Annotated in this window: 19 protein-coding genes; 10 read left to right on the top strand and 9 right to left on the bottom strand. The window is 69.5% G+C overall.

Annotated features, from left to right (window positions below; all coding sequences use genetic code 11):
* On the bottom strand, nucleotides 1-147 hold a 147-nt coding region (locus SM418_RS20260; RefSeq protein WP_371940494.1), incomplete at its 3' end, for a helix-turn-helix domain-containing protein.
* A gap of 97 nt (nucleotides 148-244) precedes the next feature.
* Nucleotides 245-598: a MerR family transcriptional regulator gene (locus SM418_RS20255; protein WP_371942473.1), complete on the bottom strand. Its 354-nt coding sequence runs from the start codon at nucleotides 596-598 to the stop codon at nucleotides 245-247.
* A gap of 168 nt (nucleotides 599-766) precedes the next feature.
* Between SM418_RS20255 and ahcY (SM418_RS20250) the strand changes: the two genes are divergently transcribed.
* From ahcY (SM418_RS20250) to SM418_RS20240, 3 genes are all read left to right on the top strand, one after another.
* Nucleotides 767-2197, top strand: coding sequence for an adenosylhomocysteinase (gene ahcY / locus SM418_RS20250; RefSeq protein ID WP_371942474.1), 1431 nt, complete (start codon nucleotides 767-769; stop codon nucleotides 2195-2197).
* A 203-nt stretch (nucleotides 2198-2400) separates the two neighbouring features.
* Complete coding sequence (gene ahcY / locus SM418_RS20245; protein ID WP_371942475.1) at nucleotides 2401-3657, top strand: adenosylhomocysteinase; 1257 nt, start codon at nucleotides 2401-2403, stop codon at nucleotides 3655-3657.
* Nucleotides 3657-4235: a hypothetical protein gene (locus SM418_RS20240; protein WP_371942476.1), complete on the top strand. Its 579-nt coding sequence runs from the start codon at nucleotides 3657-3659 to the stop codon at nucleotides 4233-4235. Before ahcY (SM418_RS20245) ends, SM418_RS20240 begins: the two co-directional genes overlap by 1 nt.
* 12 nt (nucleotides 4236-4247) lie before the next feature.
* Here the strand turns inward: SM418_RS20240 and SM418_RS20235 are convergent, their stop codons facing one another.
* On the bottom strand, nucleotides 4248-4727 hold the full coding sequence (locus tag SM418_RS20235) for a hypothetical protein (RefSeq protein ID WP_371942477.1): 480 nt from the start codon (nucleotides 4725-4727) through the stop codon (nucleotides 4248-4250).
* Nucleotides 4724-5860 carry a serine/threonine-protein kinase gene (locus tag SM418_RS20230; RefSeq protein ID WP_371942478.1) on the bottom strand — a complete coding sequence of 379 codons (1137 nt, stop codon included), beginning with the start codon at nucleotides 5858-5860 and terminating at the stop codon, nucleotides 4724-4726. Before SM418_RS20230 ends, SM418_RS20235 begins: the two co-directional genes overlap by 4 nt.
* 356 nt (nucleotides 5861-6216) lie before the next feature.
* On the opposite strand from SM418_RS20230, the gene SM418_RS20225 reads away from it, so the two are divergent.
* On the top strand, nucleotides 6217-6363 hold the full coding sequence (locus SM418_RS20225) for a hypothetical protein (RefSeq protein WP_371942479.1): 147 nt from the start codon (nucleotides 6217-6219) through the stop codon (nucleotides 6361-6363).
* Nucleotides 6364-6407: 44 nt separating this feature from the next.
* On the top strand, nucleotides 6408-7331 hold the full coding sequence (locus SM418_RS20220) for an LppU/SCO3897 family protein (protein ID WP_371942480.1): 924 nt from the start codon (nucleotides 6408-6410) through the stop codon (nucleotides 7329-7331).
* On the opposite strand, the gene SM418_RS20215 is transcribed toward SM418_RS20220, so the two are convergent.
* From SM418_RS20215 to SM418_RS20205, 3 genes are all read right to left on the bottom strand, one after another.
* Complete coding sequence (locus SM418_RS20215) at nucleotides 7328-8260, bottom strand: cellulase family glycosylhydrolase (RefSeq protein ID WP_371942481.1); 933 nt, start codon at nucleotides 8258-8260, stop codon at nucleotides 7328-7330. The two genes, SM418_RS20220 and SM418_RS20215, sit on opposite strands and share 4 nt — an antisense overlap.
* A complete protein-coding gene (locus tag SM418_RS20210) occupies nucleotides 8220-8738 on the bottom strand; it encodes a cellulase family glycosylhydrolase (protein ID WP_371942482.1) in 519 nt (172 codons plus the stop codon). Before SM418_RS20210 ends, SM418_RS20215 begins: the two co-directional genes overlap by 41 nt.
* 119 nt (nucleotides 8739-8857) lie before the next feature.
* Complete coding sequence (locus SM418_RS20205) at nucleotides 8858-9916, bottom strand: RDD family protein (RefSeq protein ID WP_371942483.1); 1059 nt, start codon at nucleotides 9914-9916, stop codon at nucleotides 8858-8860.
* Nucleotides 9917-9987: 71 nt separating this feature from the next.
* On the opposite strand from SM418_RS20205, the gene SM418_RS20200 reads away from it, so the two are divergent.
* Nucleotides 9988-10983, top strand: a complete 996-nt coding sequence (locus tag SM418_RS20200) for a stage II sporulation protein M (RefSeq protein ID WP_371942484.1) — start codon at nucleotides 9988-9990, stop codon at nucleotides 10981-10983.
* Nucleotides 10984-10991: 8 nt separating this feature from the next.
* On the opposite strand, the gene SM418_RS20195 is transcribed toward SM418_RS20200, so the two are convergent.
* Entirely contained in the window at nucleotides 10992-11201 is a 210-nt protein-coding gene (locus SM418_RS20195; RefSeq protein ID WP_371942485.1) for a DUF397 domain-containing protein, read from the bottom strand.
* Nucleotides 11198-12010, bottom strand: coding sequence for a helix-turn-helix domain-containing protein (locus SM418_RS20190; RefSeq protein ID WP_371942486.1), 813 nt, complete (start codon nucleotides 12008-12010; stop codon nucleotides 11198-11200). The genes SM418_RS20195 and SM418_RS20190 overlap by 4 nt, the downstream gene beginning before the upstream one ends.
* Before the next feature lie 130 nt (nucleotides 12011-12140).
* Here SM418_RS20190 and SM418_RS20185 point away from each other — a divergent pair, with 130 nt between their 5' ends.
* Genes SM418_RS20185 through SM418_RS20170 form a run of 4 tightly spaced genes read left to right on the top strand, consistent with a single transcriptional unit; the run spans nucleotide 12141 to nucleotide 13393 of the window.
* On the top strand, nucleotides 12141-12503 hold the full coding sequence (locus tag SM418_RS20185) for an ATP-binding protein (protein ID WP_371942487.1): 363 nt from the start codon (nucleotides 12141-12143) through the stop codon (nucleotides 12501-12503).
* Entirely contained in the window at nucleotides 12500-12724 is a 225-nt protein-coding gene (locus SM418_RS20180) for a hypothetical protein (RefSeq protein WP_371942488.1), read from the top strand. Before SM418_RS20185 ends, SM418_RS20180 begins: the two co-directional genes overlap by 4 nt.
* Nucleotides 12717-12947: a BldC family transcriptional regulator gene (locus SM418_RS20175; protein ID WP_371942489.1), complete on the top strand. Its 231-nt coding sequence runs from the start codon at nucleotides 12717-12719 to the stop codon at nucleotides 12945-12947. Before SM418_RS20180 ends, SM418_RS20175 begins: the two co-directional genes overlap by 8 nt.
* Before the next feature lie 50 nt (nucleotides 12948-12997).
* On the top strand, nucleotides 12998-13393 hold the full coding sequence (locus SM418_RS20170) for a hypothetical protein (protein ID WP_371942490.1): 396 nt from the start codon (nucleotides 12998-13000) through the stop codon (nucleotides 13391-13393).
* Nucleotides 13394-13411: the final 18 nt, after the last annotated feature.

Genomic DNA, 13411 nt, shown 5'->3' with positions numbered 1-13411 from the left:
CCGGTAGGAGTTGTTGCGCCGCACCTCCCGCCACACCGTCGACCGGTGCCGGCCGATCACCTCCGCGATCTGCGGAATCAACCGGCCCTCACCGAACAACACCTCAATCTGCGCACGCTCACCGAGCGTAAGACGACGTCCTGGCACAACAAGATCCTTCCAGAAGGACCTCGTTGCAACAGACACTAGAAACCGCCCGCGCTCATACCAACAACACGCCGCAGGTCAACGCACCCGGTGAACCTCACCGCCGCCGCAAGAGGCGCATTGCCTTCTCTTTCTCGAAATCGAGCGCGCGGGCCGGCGGCGCGGACAGCCGCCCTATGCGTTCGCCCAGTTCCCGCACGTGCGCCTGCACCTGGGGTTCGGCCAGGACGCGCAGCCCGAACGCGAGCTCGGCCGGGCCGATGTCGTAGCGCTTCTCCAGCGCGAGGGCGAGCGCGACGGCCCGGAGTTCGGCCTCGCCGAACCGCCGGTGGCCGTTCCCGCGCCTGTTCAGGGCCGCCTCGCGGGTGACGGGCAGCAGCCCGAGAGCCTCGCGGTAGCGGAGCATGCGGGGCGAGGTGCCGAGCCGCCGGGCGGCCTCCGTGATGCGCATGGGACGATTCTGACAAATTCGTGGTAGAAAGTCGCGCTCGGGCGTGCCTTCCCCCGGTGCCCGCCCGTAGACTCGCGGCGTTGACGCGGCCCCCAGGCCCCCGTCAAGTCCTCGCGTACCGGACCGCACACGCCGACCGCGCGCCATTGACCAAGGGAGCACGAAAGCATGGACTACAAGGTCGCCGACCTGTCGCTGGCCGACTTCGGGCGCCGGGAGATCCGGCTCGCCGAGCACGAGATGCCGGGCCTGATGGCGGTGCGCGAGGAGTACTCCGCCGCCAAGCCGCTGCGCGGCGCCAAGATCATGGGCTCGCTGCACATGACGATCCAGACGGCCGTGCTGATCGAGACGCTGGTCGAGCTCGGCGCCGACGTCCGCTGGGTCTCCTGCAACATCTTCTCCACCCAGGACCACGCCGCCGCCGCGGTCGTCGTCGGCAAGGACGGCGCCGCCGACGACCCGAAGGGCGTCCCGGTGTTCGCCTGGAAGGGCGAGACCCTCGAAGAGTACTGGTGGTGCACCGACCAGGCCCTGCAGTGGCCGGACGGCACCGGCCCGAACATGATCCTGGACGACGGCGGCGACGCGACCCTGCTCGTCCACAAGGGCGCCGAGTACGAGAAGGCCGGCGCCGTGCCGACCGCGGCCGAGGACGACCCGGAGGAGTGGGGCATCATCCTCGACACCCTCCGCCGCACGATCGCCGACAAGCCCGGCCGCTGGACCGAGACCGCCGCCGCGATCAAGGGCGTCACCGAGGAGACCACCACCGGCGTCCACCGCCTCTACGAGATGGCGAAGGCCGGCACGCTCGCGTTCCCGGCGATCAACGTCAACGACTCGGTCACCAAGTCGAAGTTCGACAACAAGTACGGCTGCCGGCACTCGGTGATCGACGGCCTGAACCGCGCCACCGACGTGCTGATCGGCGGCAAGGTGGCCGTCGTCTGCGGCTACGGCGACGTCGGCAAGGGCTGCGCGGACGCGCTGAAGGGCCAGGGCGCCCGCGTCATCATCACCGAGATCGACCCGATCTGCGCCCTCCAGGCCGCGATGGACGGCTTCCAGGTCACCACCCTGGAGGACGTGGTCGACAAGGCCGACATCTTCGTGACGACGACCGGCAACTTCAACATCATCACGGCCGACCACATGGCCCGGATGAAGCACCAGGCGATCGTCTCCAACATCGGCCACTTCGACAACGAGATCGACATGGCCGGTCTCGCGAAGATCGACGGCATCGAGAAGATCGAGATCAAGCCGCAGGTGCACGAGTGGCGCTTCGCCGACGGTCACTCGATCATCGTCCTCGCCGAGGGCCGGCTGATGAACCTCGGCTGCGCCACCGGCCACCCGTCGTTCGTGATGTCCAACTCGTTCACGAACCAGGTCATCGCGCAGATCGAGCTGTTCACCAAGCCCGACGAGTACCCGGTCGGCGTCTACGTCCTGCCCAAGCACCTGGACGAGAAGGTCGCCCGCCTCCACCTCGACGCCCTCGGCGTCAAGCTCACCGAGCTCACCAAGGAGCAGGCCGCCTACATCGGCGTCCACGTGGAAGGCCCCTACAAGCCCGACCACTACCGCTACTAGTCTTATTCGTTTCGGCTGGGCGGCGGGGCGCTGGGGCGCCCCGCCGCCCAGCCAAAACGTGCGATTGCCGCATCGCTCCGTCTCGCCTGGCGGCTCGCTGCGCGATCAGGATCTCGCAGGCTCGATCCTGCCTTCGGGCGCAATCGCGGTGAGGTCGGCGGGGGCTGGGCAGGTGGCTGATGTAGGTGCGCATGAGGGAGCAGATGAGCGATATCGCGGATGGTTCGCTGGCATACGAGGGCGTCAAGCGGATCGAGTGGGCCGACCGGAGCATGCCCGTGCTGCGGCAGATCCGGGAGCGGTTCACCGCGGAGCGTCCGCTGGACGGGCTCAAGGTCGCGGCGTGCATGCACATCACGACCGAGACCGCCGGTCTCATCCGCACGCTCCAGGCAGGCGGGGCGAGCGTCGCCCTGGCGGCGTCCAACCCGCTCTCCACGCAGGACGACACGGCCGCCGCGCTCGTCCACGAGTACGGGGCGGAGGTCTTCGCGCGGGCGGGGACCGACCGCGAGGGGTATTACGCCCACATCCACCAGGCGCTGGAGACCGGCCCCGATCTGGTGCTGGACGATGGCTGCGATCTGGTGAACACGCTCCATATCGACCGCACGGATCTGCTCGGCACCGTCAAGGCGGGGTGCGAGCAGACGACGACCGGTGTCATCCGGCTGCACCAGATGGCGCGTGAGGGCGCGCTGAAGTTCCCCATGGTCGCGGTCAACGACACCGACACGAAGCACATGTTCGACAACCGCTACGGGACCGGCCAATCGACGCTGGACGGAATCGTCCGCGCGACCAATACTCTGCTGGCCGGCAAGACCATCGTCATCGCGGGCTTCGGCTATTGCGGGCGCGGTCTGGCCGAGCGCGCCCGTGGCCTGGGTGCCCGTGTGGTCATCACTGAGATCGATCCCGTGAAGGCGCTGGACGCGGCGTTGCAGGGTTTCGCCGTCCGGCCCATGTCCGCCGCCGCATGGGAAGGCGACGTGTTCATCACCGTCACCGGGAACCGCGACGTCGTGAACGGAGAGCACCTCGCGGTCATGAAGGACGGGGCCATCCTCGCGAATTCCGGGCACTTCGACGTCGAGATCGACGTGCGGGCGCTGAGCGAGATGGCGGTCGAGGTGCATCGGGGAATCCGGCCCCAGACGGACGAGTACGTGATGGCCGACGGCCGGCGCCTCGTCCTGCTCGCCGAGGGCCGGCTGGTCAACCTGGCCGCCGCGGAGGGCCATCCGGCCGCCGTCATGGACATGTCGTTCGCCGACCAGGCCCTCACCTGCGCGTGGCTCGCGCGGTCGCACACGACGCTGTCCCCGGCCGTCCACGAGGTGCCCCAGGAGATCGACACGGAGGTGGCCCGCCTCAAACTGGCGTCGATGTCCATCTCGATCGACCTGCTGACCCCCGAGCAGGAGGACTACCTGCACTCCTGGCGCATCGGCTCCTGATGCCCGCCGGGACGTACCTGCATCTCGGCGAGGGGCTCGCGGAACGCTTCCAGTGCGCGCCCGGCCCCGGCGGATGGCGCTACACGTCCCGGCGGGACGACGGCGTCCGCGTCGATCTGGTCGTGGACGCGCGGTGGCGGCAGATCCGCGTCGAGATCGTCACGCCCGGCTGGCGGCTGCGCGGCGGGGTGACCGGCCCCGAAGTGGCGTGGGTGCGCGCGGGAGGGGAGACCGGCACCGAGCACGGCGAGCGCGCGGCGGGCTTCGTGACCGATTCGCCGGGCTTTCTCGTCGCGATCGCGCATTCGCTGGCGCTGGAGGACGGCGCCCAGACCGAGGTGCGTCTCGTCCAGGTGAGCGGGACGTCCCTTTCCGCGCTGACGACGATGTGGCGCTGGCGTCACGCCGGAACGTCCATCTACGAGACCGAGACCGAACCGCTGCCCGTCTCGGAGTACGAGATCACCGACCTGGCCACGGGCGAGGTGGAGATGCTCCACCTGACGGGTGACGTCGTCCTGGCCGCCCCTGGGATCGAGTTGACCGACCTGGAGTCTCCGCCCAACCTTCTCGGGTGACCGCCGGAGCGGTCAGTCGGCCGGCCCCTGCCAGACCTTCAGGTCGAAGGTAATGTACTGATCGCTGACGGCCTTGATCGTGACGATGCCGAGGAGGCCGGATTCGGTGTAGACGCACCAGACCGTGCCTCTGTCCGGGAGAAAAACGCCCTCCTCTTCGTACTTGGTGTTCTTGTGGCAGGTCGCGTAATCGGCCGATTGCCTACGTTCGATCTCGCCGAACTTGCTGTCGCCTTCGAGGTTGCCGTCACTAAACAGCAGATCACCACCCGCGCCGTCCTCGGCCTTCTGGGGGCGTTCCGGGTTGTCGGTGAAATCGATGAAGTACCCGGTGGTGATGTCGATCCCCTTGTAGCCGGCGATGAATGTGCCGGGTGGCTTCGAGCCGGCATTCCCGCTGGGGGTTGCCGAGACGGACGCCTCGGGGCTCGACGCCGGGGAGGCGGTGTTCGGGGCCTGTGTCTCTGCTGGGGCGGACGACGGCGGCGTCAAGGTCCCGCCGGTGCTTCCCGCCGCATTGCCGCCGTCACCGCCGCCGACCAGCCGGGAGAGACGACGAGGATCGCGAACACCAGGAGAAGCGCCATGACACCGCCCCCCACGAGCAGGAGGGTCCTGTTGTCGCCGCCGCCGGCGCCGCCCGGCCGGGGTGGTGGGTACGGGCCCGCCGCGACGCCGGTGGCCGGTCCGGTGGCGATGGGGCCGGTGCCGAAACCGGTCGAGCCGGGGCCGTTCGGGCCGGGCACCGCTGCGTACGCGCGCAGCGATTCGGTGACCGGTTCGGGCGGCCAGGCGGCGGGTTCCGCCGAGCGCATGCCGGTGAGCTCGTCCAGCAGTTCGCCGTCGCCGGGACGGTTCGCGGGATCCTTGTCGAGGCAGCGCTCGATCAGCGGCCGGAGCGACTCCGGGCAGCCGTCCAGCCGTGGCTCCTCCTGGACGATCCGGAACATGACGGCCTGCGGATCGCCGTCCCCGAAGGGGCTGCGTCCTGTCGCGGCGAAGTAGAGCAGGGACCCGAACGCGAAAATATCGAGGGCGGCGGTGGAGTCGGTGCCGCGCACCTGCTCCGGGGCCATGAACTGGGGCGAACCGATGACGCCGCCCGTCCGGGTGAGCGGGGTGGCGTCCGCGGCGCGGGCGATTCCGAAGTCGATGACGCGGGGGCCGTCGGAGGCCAGCAGCACGTTGGACGGCTTCAGGTCCCGGTGCACGACCCCGGCCCGGTGGACGGCCTGCAGCGCCTCGTCGATGCCCGCGCCGAGGGTGGGCAGCGCCGACAGCGGCAGCGGGCCCGATTCGGCGACGGCTGCCGCGAGGGACGGCCCGGGGATGTGAGCGGTCGCGAGCCAGGGCACGGGGCCGTTCAGGTCGGCGTCGATGACCGGGGCGGTGTAGAGGTTCTGCACGCGCTGGGCGGCCGTGACCTCCTGGGCGAACCGGCGGCGGAACTCCGGGTCGTCCGCGAACTCGGGTCGGACGACCTTGATGGCGAGGTGCCGCCCGCTCTGCGTGCTGCCGAGGAAGACCTGGCCCATCCCCCCGGCGCCGAGCCGGGCGATGATGCGGTAGCCGCCGATCTCGCGGGGATCGCCCTGAGCCGGCGGGTCGTACACCGGGTGTCGCATGCCTGCCTCCGTCGAGATCGGTGATCTTGCAAGGCGTGCAGCAATTGTGTCACTCGATATGTCTTTTCTGCGATTGGCAGATCCCTTTCTGAGAGACTTCCGAATTGTGGTGTGTCCGATATCAGATATTCGGCTTTATATCGGAAAGTGCTTCGAGGGAGGGTCCGAATTCTCCTAGCATCTCGGCGTCCGCCGCGCCGGGCATGTCTTCCTTCCGACTCGCCGCACCTTCGCGTGCCGCTGCTCCAGTTGAGCGAGCCCCTCCCCGTGCCGACGCGCCGCATCGGGCACGACGGGCTCGTCCGCATCGGCGACACGGTCCACCGTCCAGCCCCGACTCCCTCGTGGCCGGGGCGGTGGACGCCTTTGAGCCGTCCCCCGAGCAGAACCTGACCCTCTCCCGGGTGCGGCTGTGCGTCCCACCCGGCGACAGCGGCGGCCCGCTGCTCAACGAGCACGGGGAGGTCGCCGCGAGATCGCCGACTCAGGCGCGGCAGAGGTGAGTATCTCGGTATCTTTGTCCCTCTTCGTGATCAAGGAGGCGGACATGCAGGGGCAGGGACGGGCACCGGACGGGCCGGATCAGCAGGGGGCGCCCGCCCCGCCGCCCGCCCCGCCGCCCGCCAAGAAGCCCTCGCCGCTCGTGTGGGTGGTGGTCGGTCTTGCGGTCGTCTTCTTCGTGGGTGCCACGGGATTCATGCTGATCAAGGGGGGCGGCGGGCTGGACGGGCCGGTGAAGGCCGGCCAGTGCGTCGACACCGGGTTCGGAACGGACGGAGGGAGCCGCGTCCCCGCGAGCATCCGGGTGAGCTGCGACGACTCCTCCGCCAAGGCCAAGGTGCTCAAGATCACCGATGAGCGCGAGGCGTCCGGCTTCACCATCACGTCCCGTTCCGAGCCGGACTGCCCCAGCGGGACGGACGGGGTCGCCAACGTCCGCGGCAAGAAGACCGACGAGAAGTACTACGAGGCGTGCGTCCGCAACCTCAAGAGCCCGCACCCGGGCGACCCCGGCGCGGGCGGCGCGTTCCTGTCCGTCGGCGACTGCGTGAGCAGCGGCTCGATCGGCTTCGGCAAGGAGCAGGCGTGTTCCAAGCCGAACTGGTATGGCAAGATCATCGCGCGTGTCGACACGGAGAAGTCGTGCCCGGCGCAGACGCTGGAGGTCATGAAGCTGCGGTCGTTCAGCGGCAAGGTCGCCCGTCCGGTGCTGTGCCTCGGCCCCGGCGGCGGCGTGCTGGCGGCCGGTGACTGCATCGAGGACCCCTCGTTCAACGTCGGCGACCTGGACAAGGCCGACTGCGGCTCCAGCCAGGCCATCGCCAAGGTGGTGGGCCGGGCCGAGACCCCGCAGAAGTGCCCTGCCGGGGCCACGAACTACATGACCAGCGAGGGCGCCTACCTTCCGGTGCTGTGCCTGAAGAAGCTGCGCCCGACCCTCAACGAGAAGCTCCGCTCCCTTCCCGGTTAAGGCTTGACCGTGACGGTGTGGGACGCCGTGCCGGGGTCGGCCCACACCGAGAGGACGTGGCGGGCGGCGTCCCAGTGCGTCCGCCACGTTCCGCCGGGATCGGTCGAGGTGACCTCGGGGGCGACCGGGAACCAGATCTCCGTGGGGCCGGTCACCCCGGGCTTGTTGCGCCAGGTGACGGTGAGAGCGTCCGAGGCGTAGGAGACCTTGACCAGGGTGCCTGCGATCGCGCGCGGGTAGGGGCGGGCGAGGAGCCCGGCGAAGAGGGTCGGTTGCCCGTTCCCGTCGGTGATGCCGGAGGAGCCCGGGTCATTCGACCAGTACGCCCAGCCGATGCCGAGTTCGTCCGCCATGGAGAGCCAGTCGCCGGTGAACCCGGCCGCGCCGGGGGCGTCCTGCCCCATGCCTCCGACCTCGCCGAGCCACATCGGGGTGTCGAGGCGGCGCGCGGCGGCGGGCATGTTCCTCTTCCAGAGCGCGAACTGCGCCTGGACGAGCATCTTCGTCACACCGTCGTAGGAACCGCCAAGGTCGACCCCACCCGGATAGAAGTGCGGCGCCAGGACGATGCGCGGCCCGCCTGGCCGCGGGTCGTTGATCGTGCCGAGGGACGTTTCCGCTCCCTCGTTGGGGCCGAGGGCCTGCGGTTCGACGAACACCCAGTTGTCGCCGTCCACCTCACGGATCGCGTTGACGATTCCTTGGTAGACCGGCGTCAGGACGGGGCCTTCGAAGAATCCGAACTGCTTCGTCCCGCCGAACGGCTCGTTCATGAGGTCATAACCCAGGACGGCGGGGTCGTCAGCAAAGCGCCGTGCGACGTGCTTCCACATCGCCGTGTAGTGCTGCACCAGCTCCGGATGCTTGCCGGTGTTGTTCCAGAAGTTGTCATAGGCGCGCAGGACGGCGGGTTGCAGATATGTCAGCACCCAGGGGTCCTGCGGGGGTGCAGGCCAGGCCGTCGGTGAAGGTGGCCCAAGCGGGCGCGCCGTTTCCAGAGCCCTTGCAAGCGGCGGGTCCGTAGATGTCCTGGTGCATGTCGAGGATGACGTGCATGCCCTGCTCGCGATACCAGGCCACGCGTTCCGCCACGTCGTCCAGATAGCCGTCGTCGTACTGGCCGGGCTCGGGTTCGACGTTCTTCCACTGGATCAGGTAGCGGACGGAGTTCGTGCCAAGGTCGCGGGCTTCGCGGACGATGTCGTCCCGGCTCACCCAGGGCAACCCGTCCGGGCCCTTCGCGCTGCCGGCCGTGTTGAGCCCGTGCAGGATCAGCGTCCTGCCCTGGTCGTCGGTGATGGTAGGGAGCGGCGCGGCGCCGGCGTGCGCGGGGGACGCCGCGAGGAAGGCGGGGGCCAGCGTGATCGCCGCGAGGGCGATCCGGCCGAGGGCAGTACGGACGCGCATGCCGCCTCCTGAAACCCGAAACTTATTCGGATATTAGAAGGTGCGCGGAGCCCGGGGAAGCCACAGAACTGCACAACGAACGCGCCGAACCACGTCCGCGATTGCCAAACCGCCGCCCGTCAGCGACCCGGCGGGTACGGGCCCTGCTGCGGATATGGACCCTGTTGCGGGTACTGCCCCTGCTGCGGGTACGGGCCCGCAGGCGGAGCGGGTGCGTTCAGGACGTTCTGGTACGGCCCGGCGCCGTAGTCGGCGGGCGGCAGGAACCGCGGCTGCCCCGGCGCGGGGGCGCTGAACGGCGGCGGCGCCGGCGGCCCCGGCCGGACGGGCCCGGTCATCGGCGGCCCGGCCATCGCCGTCGCGGGCGCCGGAACGGGAGCGGGCTGCCCGAAGGCGGGCAGGCCGAGGCGGCGCATCCGCCGTGCCCAGCGCTCGGCGAGCCGCTTCTCCTCGCGGTGCCGGCGTTCGGCGAGCACCGCCGACAGCAGGATCTCCGGCCGCACCCCCGGCGGCGGAGGCGGGCTGATCACCTCGACGACCTGCGCGGCGATGCGCTGGCCCAGCGAGTCCCGCACCTGCGGCAGCAGTTCCCAGAAGCGTGACAGGTACTGCCGGGCCGTCATCGCCAGCTCGTCCGACAGCAGCGAGATCTCCAGCGTCCGGGCCCACCAGGCGAGCTGCGGCGGCATCACCGCGACCGGGCCGAACAGCACCGACGCCGGGGCGCGCTCCTGAATGACGATCGTCCCGGCGAACAGGTCGCCGAGCCGCTTGCCGCGCCGGTTGCAGAACGAGGTGATCAGCGCGGGTGAGCCGTAGAACGTCCAGAACTCGATGAACCCGGCCAGCGCCCGCACGAGGGCCTGCCGGAACCGGATCGGCCCGCCGTCGTCGCCGACGACGCGGAGCCCGACGGCCATCTTGCCGAGCGTCCGGCCCCGCAGCAGCGTTTCGGACAGGCACGGGTAGCCGACCAGGACGGCCACGGTGCTGAGCAGCGTCAGCCCGACCGTCCACGCGTCGTCCGCGACGAGCGACGTCATCGCCGTGACGTAGACGACCAGGTAGAGCGCCACCCCCTGGAAGAGCAGGTCGAGCAGGAAGGCGCAGCCACGGCTGGCCAGCCGCGCGACGCGGATGTCGAGCGCGACGGCCTCGCCGGTGACGAGTTCGGCCATGTCCTGCTCCTCCAATGTCGGGGGTTGGTCCATTTTGCCGGTTCGGTAAGCCGACACGTTAGTCTCGCCGGGTGGACGTCGACGCCTACGTGGCCGCACACAACGCCGAGTGGCTGCGCCTGGAGCAACTCATCAACCGCGGTCGCCGGCTGACCGGCGCGGAAGCGGACGAGCTGGTCGAGCTGTACCAGCGGACGGCGACGCACCTGTCCGTCGTCCGGTCCAGCTCGCCCGACCCGCAGCTGGTGGGCCGGCTGTCGTCGCTCGTGGCGCGCGGCAGGGCGACGGTGGCGGGCGCCCAGGCCCCGCTCTGGCGCGACGTCACCCGCTTCGCGACGGTGTCGTTCCCGGCGGCGGCGTACCGGATGAAGTGGTGGTGGCTCGGCAACGCCGTCCTCGGCAACCTGCTCGCCCTCGCCCTCGCGATCTGGATCGTGCACAGCCCGGAGGCGCAGGCGAGCATCGGCACGCCGGAGGAGATCCGCGAACTGGTCGACCACGACTTCGCGAACTACTACACCGAGCATTCGGCGTCGTCGTTCGCGTTCCAGGTCTGGGTGAACAACGCCTGGGTGTCGGCGGTCGCGCTCATCTTCGGGATCCTGCTCGGCATCCCGACCGTGTTCGTCCTGCTGATGAACCAGCTCAACCTCGGGGTGATCGGCGGCCTGATGTTCGCCAACGGCAAGGGCGACATCTTCTTCGGGCTGATCCTCCCGCACGGCCTGCTGGAGCTCACCGCCGTGTACCTGGCCGTCGCCGGCGGCCTGAAACTCGGCTGGACGATCGTGGACCCGGGCCCGCGCCGCCGCGGCCAGGCCCTCGCCGAGGAGGGACGCGCCGCCGTCAGCATCGCCATCGGGCTCATCGCGGTGCTGCTCGTGTCCGGCCTGATCGAGGGCTTCGTGACCGGCTGGGTGCACATCACCTGGCTGCGCATCGGGATCGGCGTCGCCGCGGAGGTCGCGTTCCTCAGCTACGTGATCGTCCTCGGCCGCCGCGCCACCCGCCAGGGCGAGACCGGCGACGCCGACCTCCGCCCCGACCTGGCCCCCGTGGCGGGCTGACCCATCACTCAAAGGCGTCCTGCGGTGTTGGACGGCGCGTCCAGGTCCCCCGCCTTGACGTTGCGCACGAGGCTCCGGAAGGTCTCCCTCGAGAGCGCGAACACCGGCCCGTACGGGTCCTTGCTGTCCCGCACTCCGATGTTTCCTGGACGCTGTGCAACCTCCACGCATTGGCCGCCGGACGTGTTGCTACGCGACGCCTTGCGCCAAACGATCATCGGTAGGTCTCCATAGCTCTTTCGAGGATGGCCCGGGTTGAGCCGATTCCTTCCGCCGTGTCGCTGATGCGGTCGTACCTTACTGCGTACTTCTGGACGTCCCCCGGGTCGGTGACGAGTCGTCCGCGTTCCGGCGCGTCTGCGAAAGCGACATCCCTATCATCCACCGTCATCACGCAGAACGAGCCGTCAAGACCGACATGAGCGCCCGAACCTCGCTCCAGAACGCGCAGGTTGACGTGGGGCAGGTCCGCGACCGTGAGTAGGTGACTGATCTGCTCACGCATCACGTTGGCGCTTCCCACGGGCTGAGCGAGCACGGCCCAACTCAAGATGACGGTCAGACGCGGCGGGTTGGGCTGCCCGAACACGGCTTCCTGCCGAGCAAGCCTCGTCTTCACGGCCCGTTCCACGTCGTCGACCATTCCCGAAGAAAGCGCCGCCCGCGCGTAGTCCTCGGTCTGGAAGAGCCCCGGGACCAGGAGCGCTTCCCACATGCGGTGACGTGTCGCCCGTGCCTCGTGCCACGTCAGCCCGGTGAACCAGTCGCCGTCATCGGACGCTTCGGCCCAGCGTACGAGCCGCGCGAACGGGATCAGGGGTTTCCAAAGCTCGTCCAGCCGCTCCGCGTACTTGATCGACAGATGAATGGATGCGTTCTCGACTCGGGAAACATAGGAACGGTGGCATCCGAGGTTGGTGGCGAGCGCTTGACCGGTCGATCCGGACAATTTACGGAGTCGCAGCACCTCAAGGGCTATGAAGTGCCAGATAGAACGGTCCGGGTCTAGTTCGTTACGCAGTGACACGGAAACCTCCGGGGGTTACTGAGGTTCGCGAACGTAGAAAAGATATCTCGCGGCGGCTCATCCTGTGTGGCGTACGGCACAGATGTTCAGCCGAGGCGCCGGGGATGCCGCCCCGGGAGCGGAGTATCAGATGATCGCGTTCAAACCGGATATCGAGAAGATCAAAGTGGCGCGGGATCACGTCGCCGCCATCGCCGCCGACTGGCCGGTGGACGAGTACCTGGTGCGGGTCGTGGCCTCGGAGTTGATCACCAACGCGGTCCGGCACGCGGTGACGGACGAGGTTCGGGTGGACGCCCGTTCGGACGGCCGCGTCTGCGTGGTGGAGGTCTGGGACGGCGACGGCACGCTTCCGGTGGTGTGCCGTCCCGGCCCGGACGCGGTGGGCGGCCGGGGGCTGGTGATCGTCGGGGAGCTCGTCACGCGGTGGGGCGCGGTTCGCGATGACCGGGAGGGCGGCAAGACCGTCTTCGCGGAGTGGACCGTCCCGTGAACTCGTCCGAACAGATCGCCGCCGATTCGCTGTACCAACGCGCTGTCCTGCGGGTGTACGGCCCGTGGCTCTCCTCGGACGTGCCGCCCGACCCGGAACGCCGCCGGGCACTGGCGCGGGTCCGGCACGCGCGGCTGGTCCTGGCCATGCGCGGCACGCCTCTTCCTCCGGACCCGCCCGCCGAAGTCAGGTTCAACCAGACGGGAACCCCCGATGAATAGAGGCAAGCGGTCGGCCGACAGGCTGACGATCATCCACGGCTGGGACTTCGGACCCGGTCAACTCCTGAGCCCCGGTGACGTGGCCACGATGTTCCGTGTCGACCCCAAGACCGTCACACGCTGGGCCGGCGACGGCAGGCTCGTCTGCATCCGGACCCTCGGAGGCGTCCGGCGCTTCAGCCGCCAGCAGATCGAGCACCTCATGTACGGCGGTGGCGCATGATGACGTCCGGCACCCCGGCCCGCGGTGCCAGGACGAAGGGGGCGTTCGAGATGGCACTGGCCGTGGGCCGCGAGGCCGGACGCAGCCGGTTCGTGCTGGACTTGCGGACTCGTATGGGCCATCGCACGGCGATGCGGAGACTGGAACTGCTGCGGGTCGCGCTGGGGCCGAAAGGCTGGCGGTGCGTGGGGCTCTATGACAGGCCGGAGTTCCGGTGGTTCCCCGTGCCGCTTTTGTGGGTGTACGCCAGTGGGCCGGTCCGCGACGTGGGGGCCGTGGTGCGGGCGAGGGCGCTGCCCGGCGGGACCTGGGGGTACTTCGAGGCCGGCGACGAACGCGGGGGCTTCGTGTGGCCCTGCGAGGACACCAAGGCGGCAGCCGACGCACTGGACCTGCTGCTCAAACACCGCCTGTTCCCCGGCAACGAGCGGTGCGGGCTGCGGTGACCGGCACCGCCTCGGTCA

Origin of the sequence: Actinomadura chokoriensis (genome assembly GCF_041463665.1) — a bacterium.
Lineage (GTDB): Bacteria > Actinomycetota > Actinomycetes > Streptosporangiales > Streptosporangiaceae > Spirillospora > Spirillospora chokoriensis_A.
The sequence above is the reverse complement of the archived record's forward strand: the minus strand, read 5'-3'. Positions and strand labels throughout refer to the sequence as shown.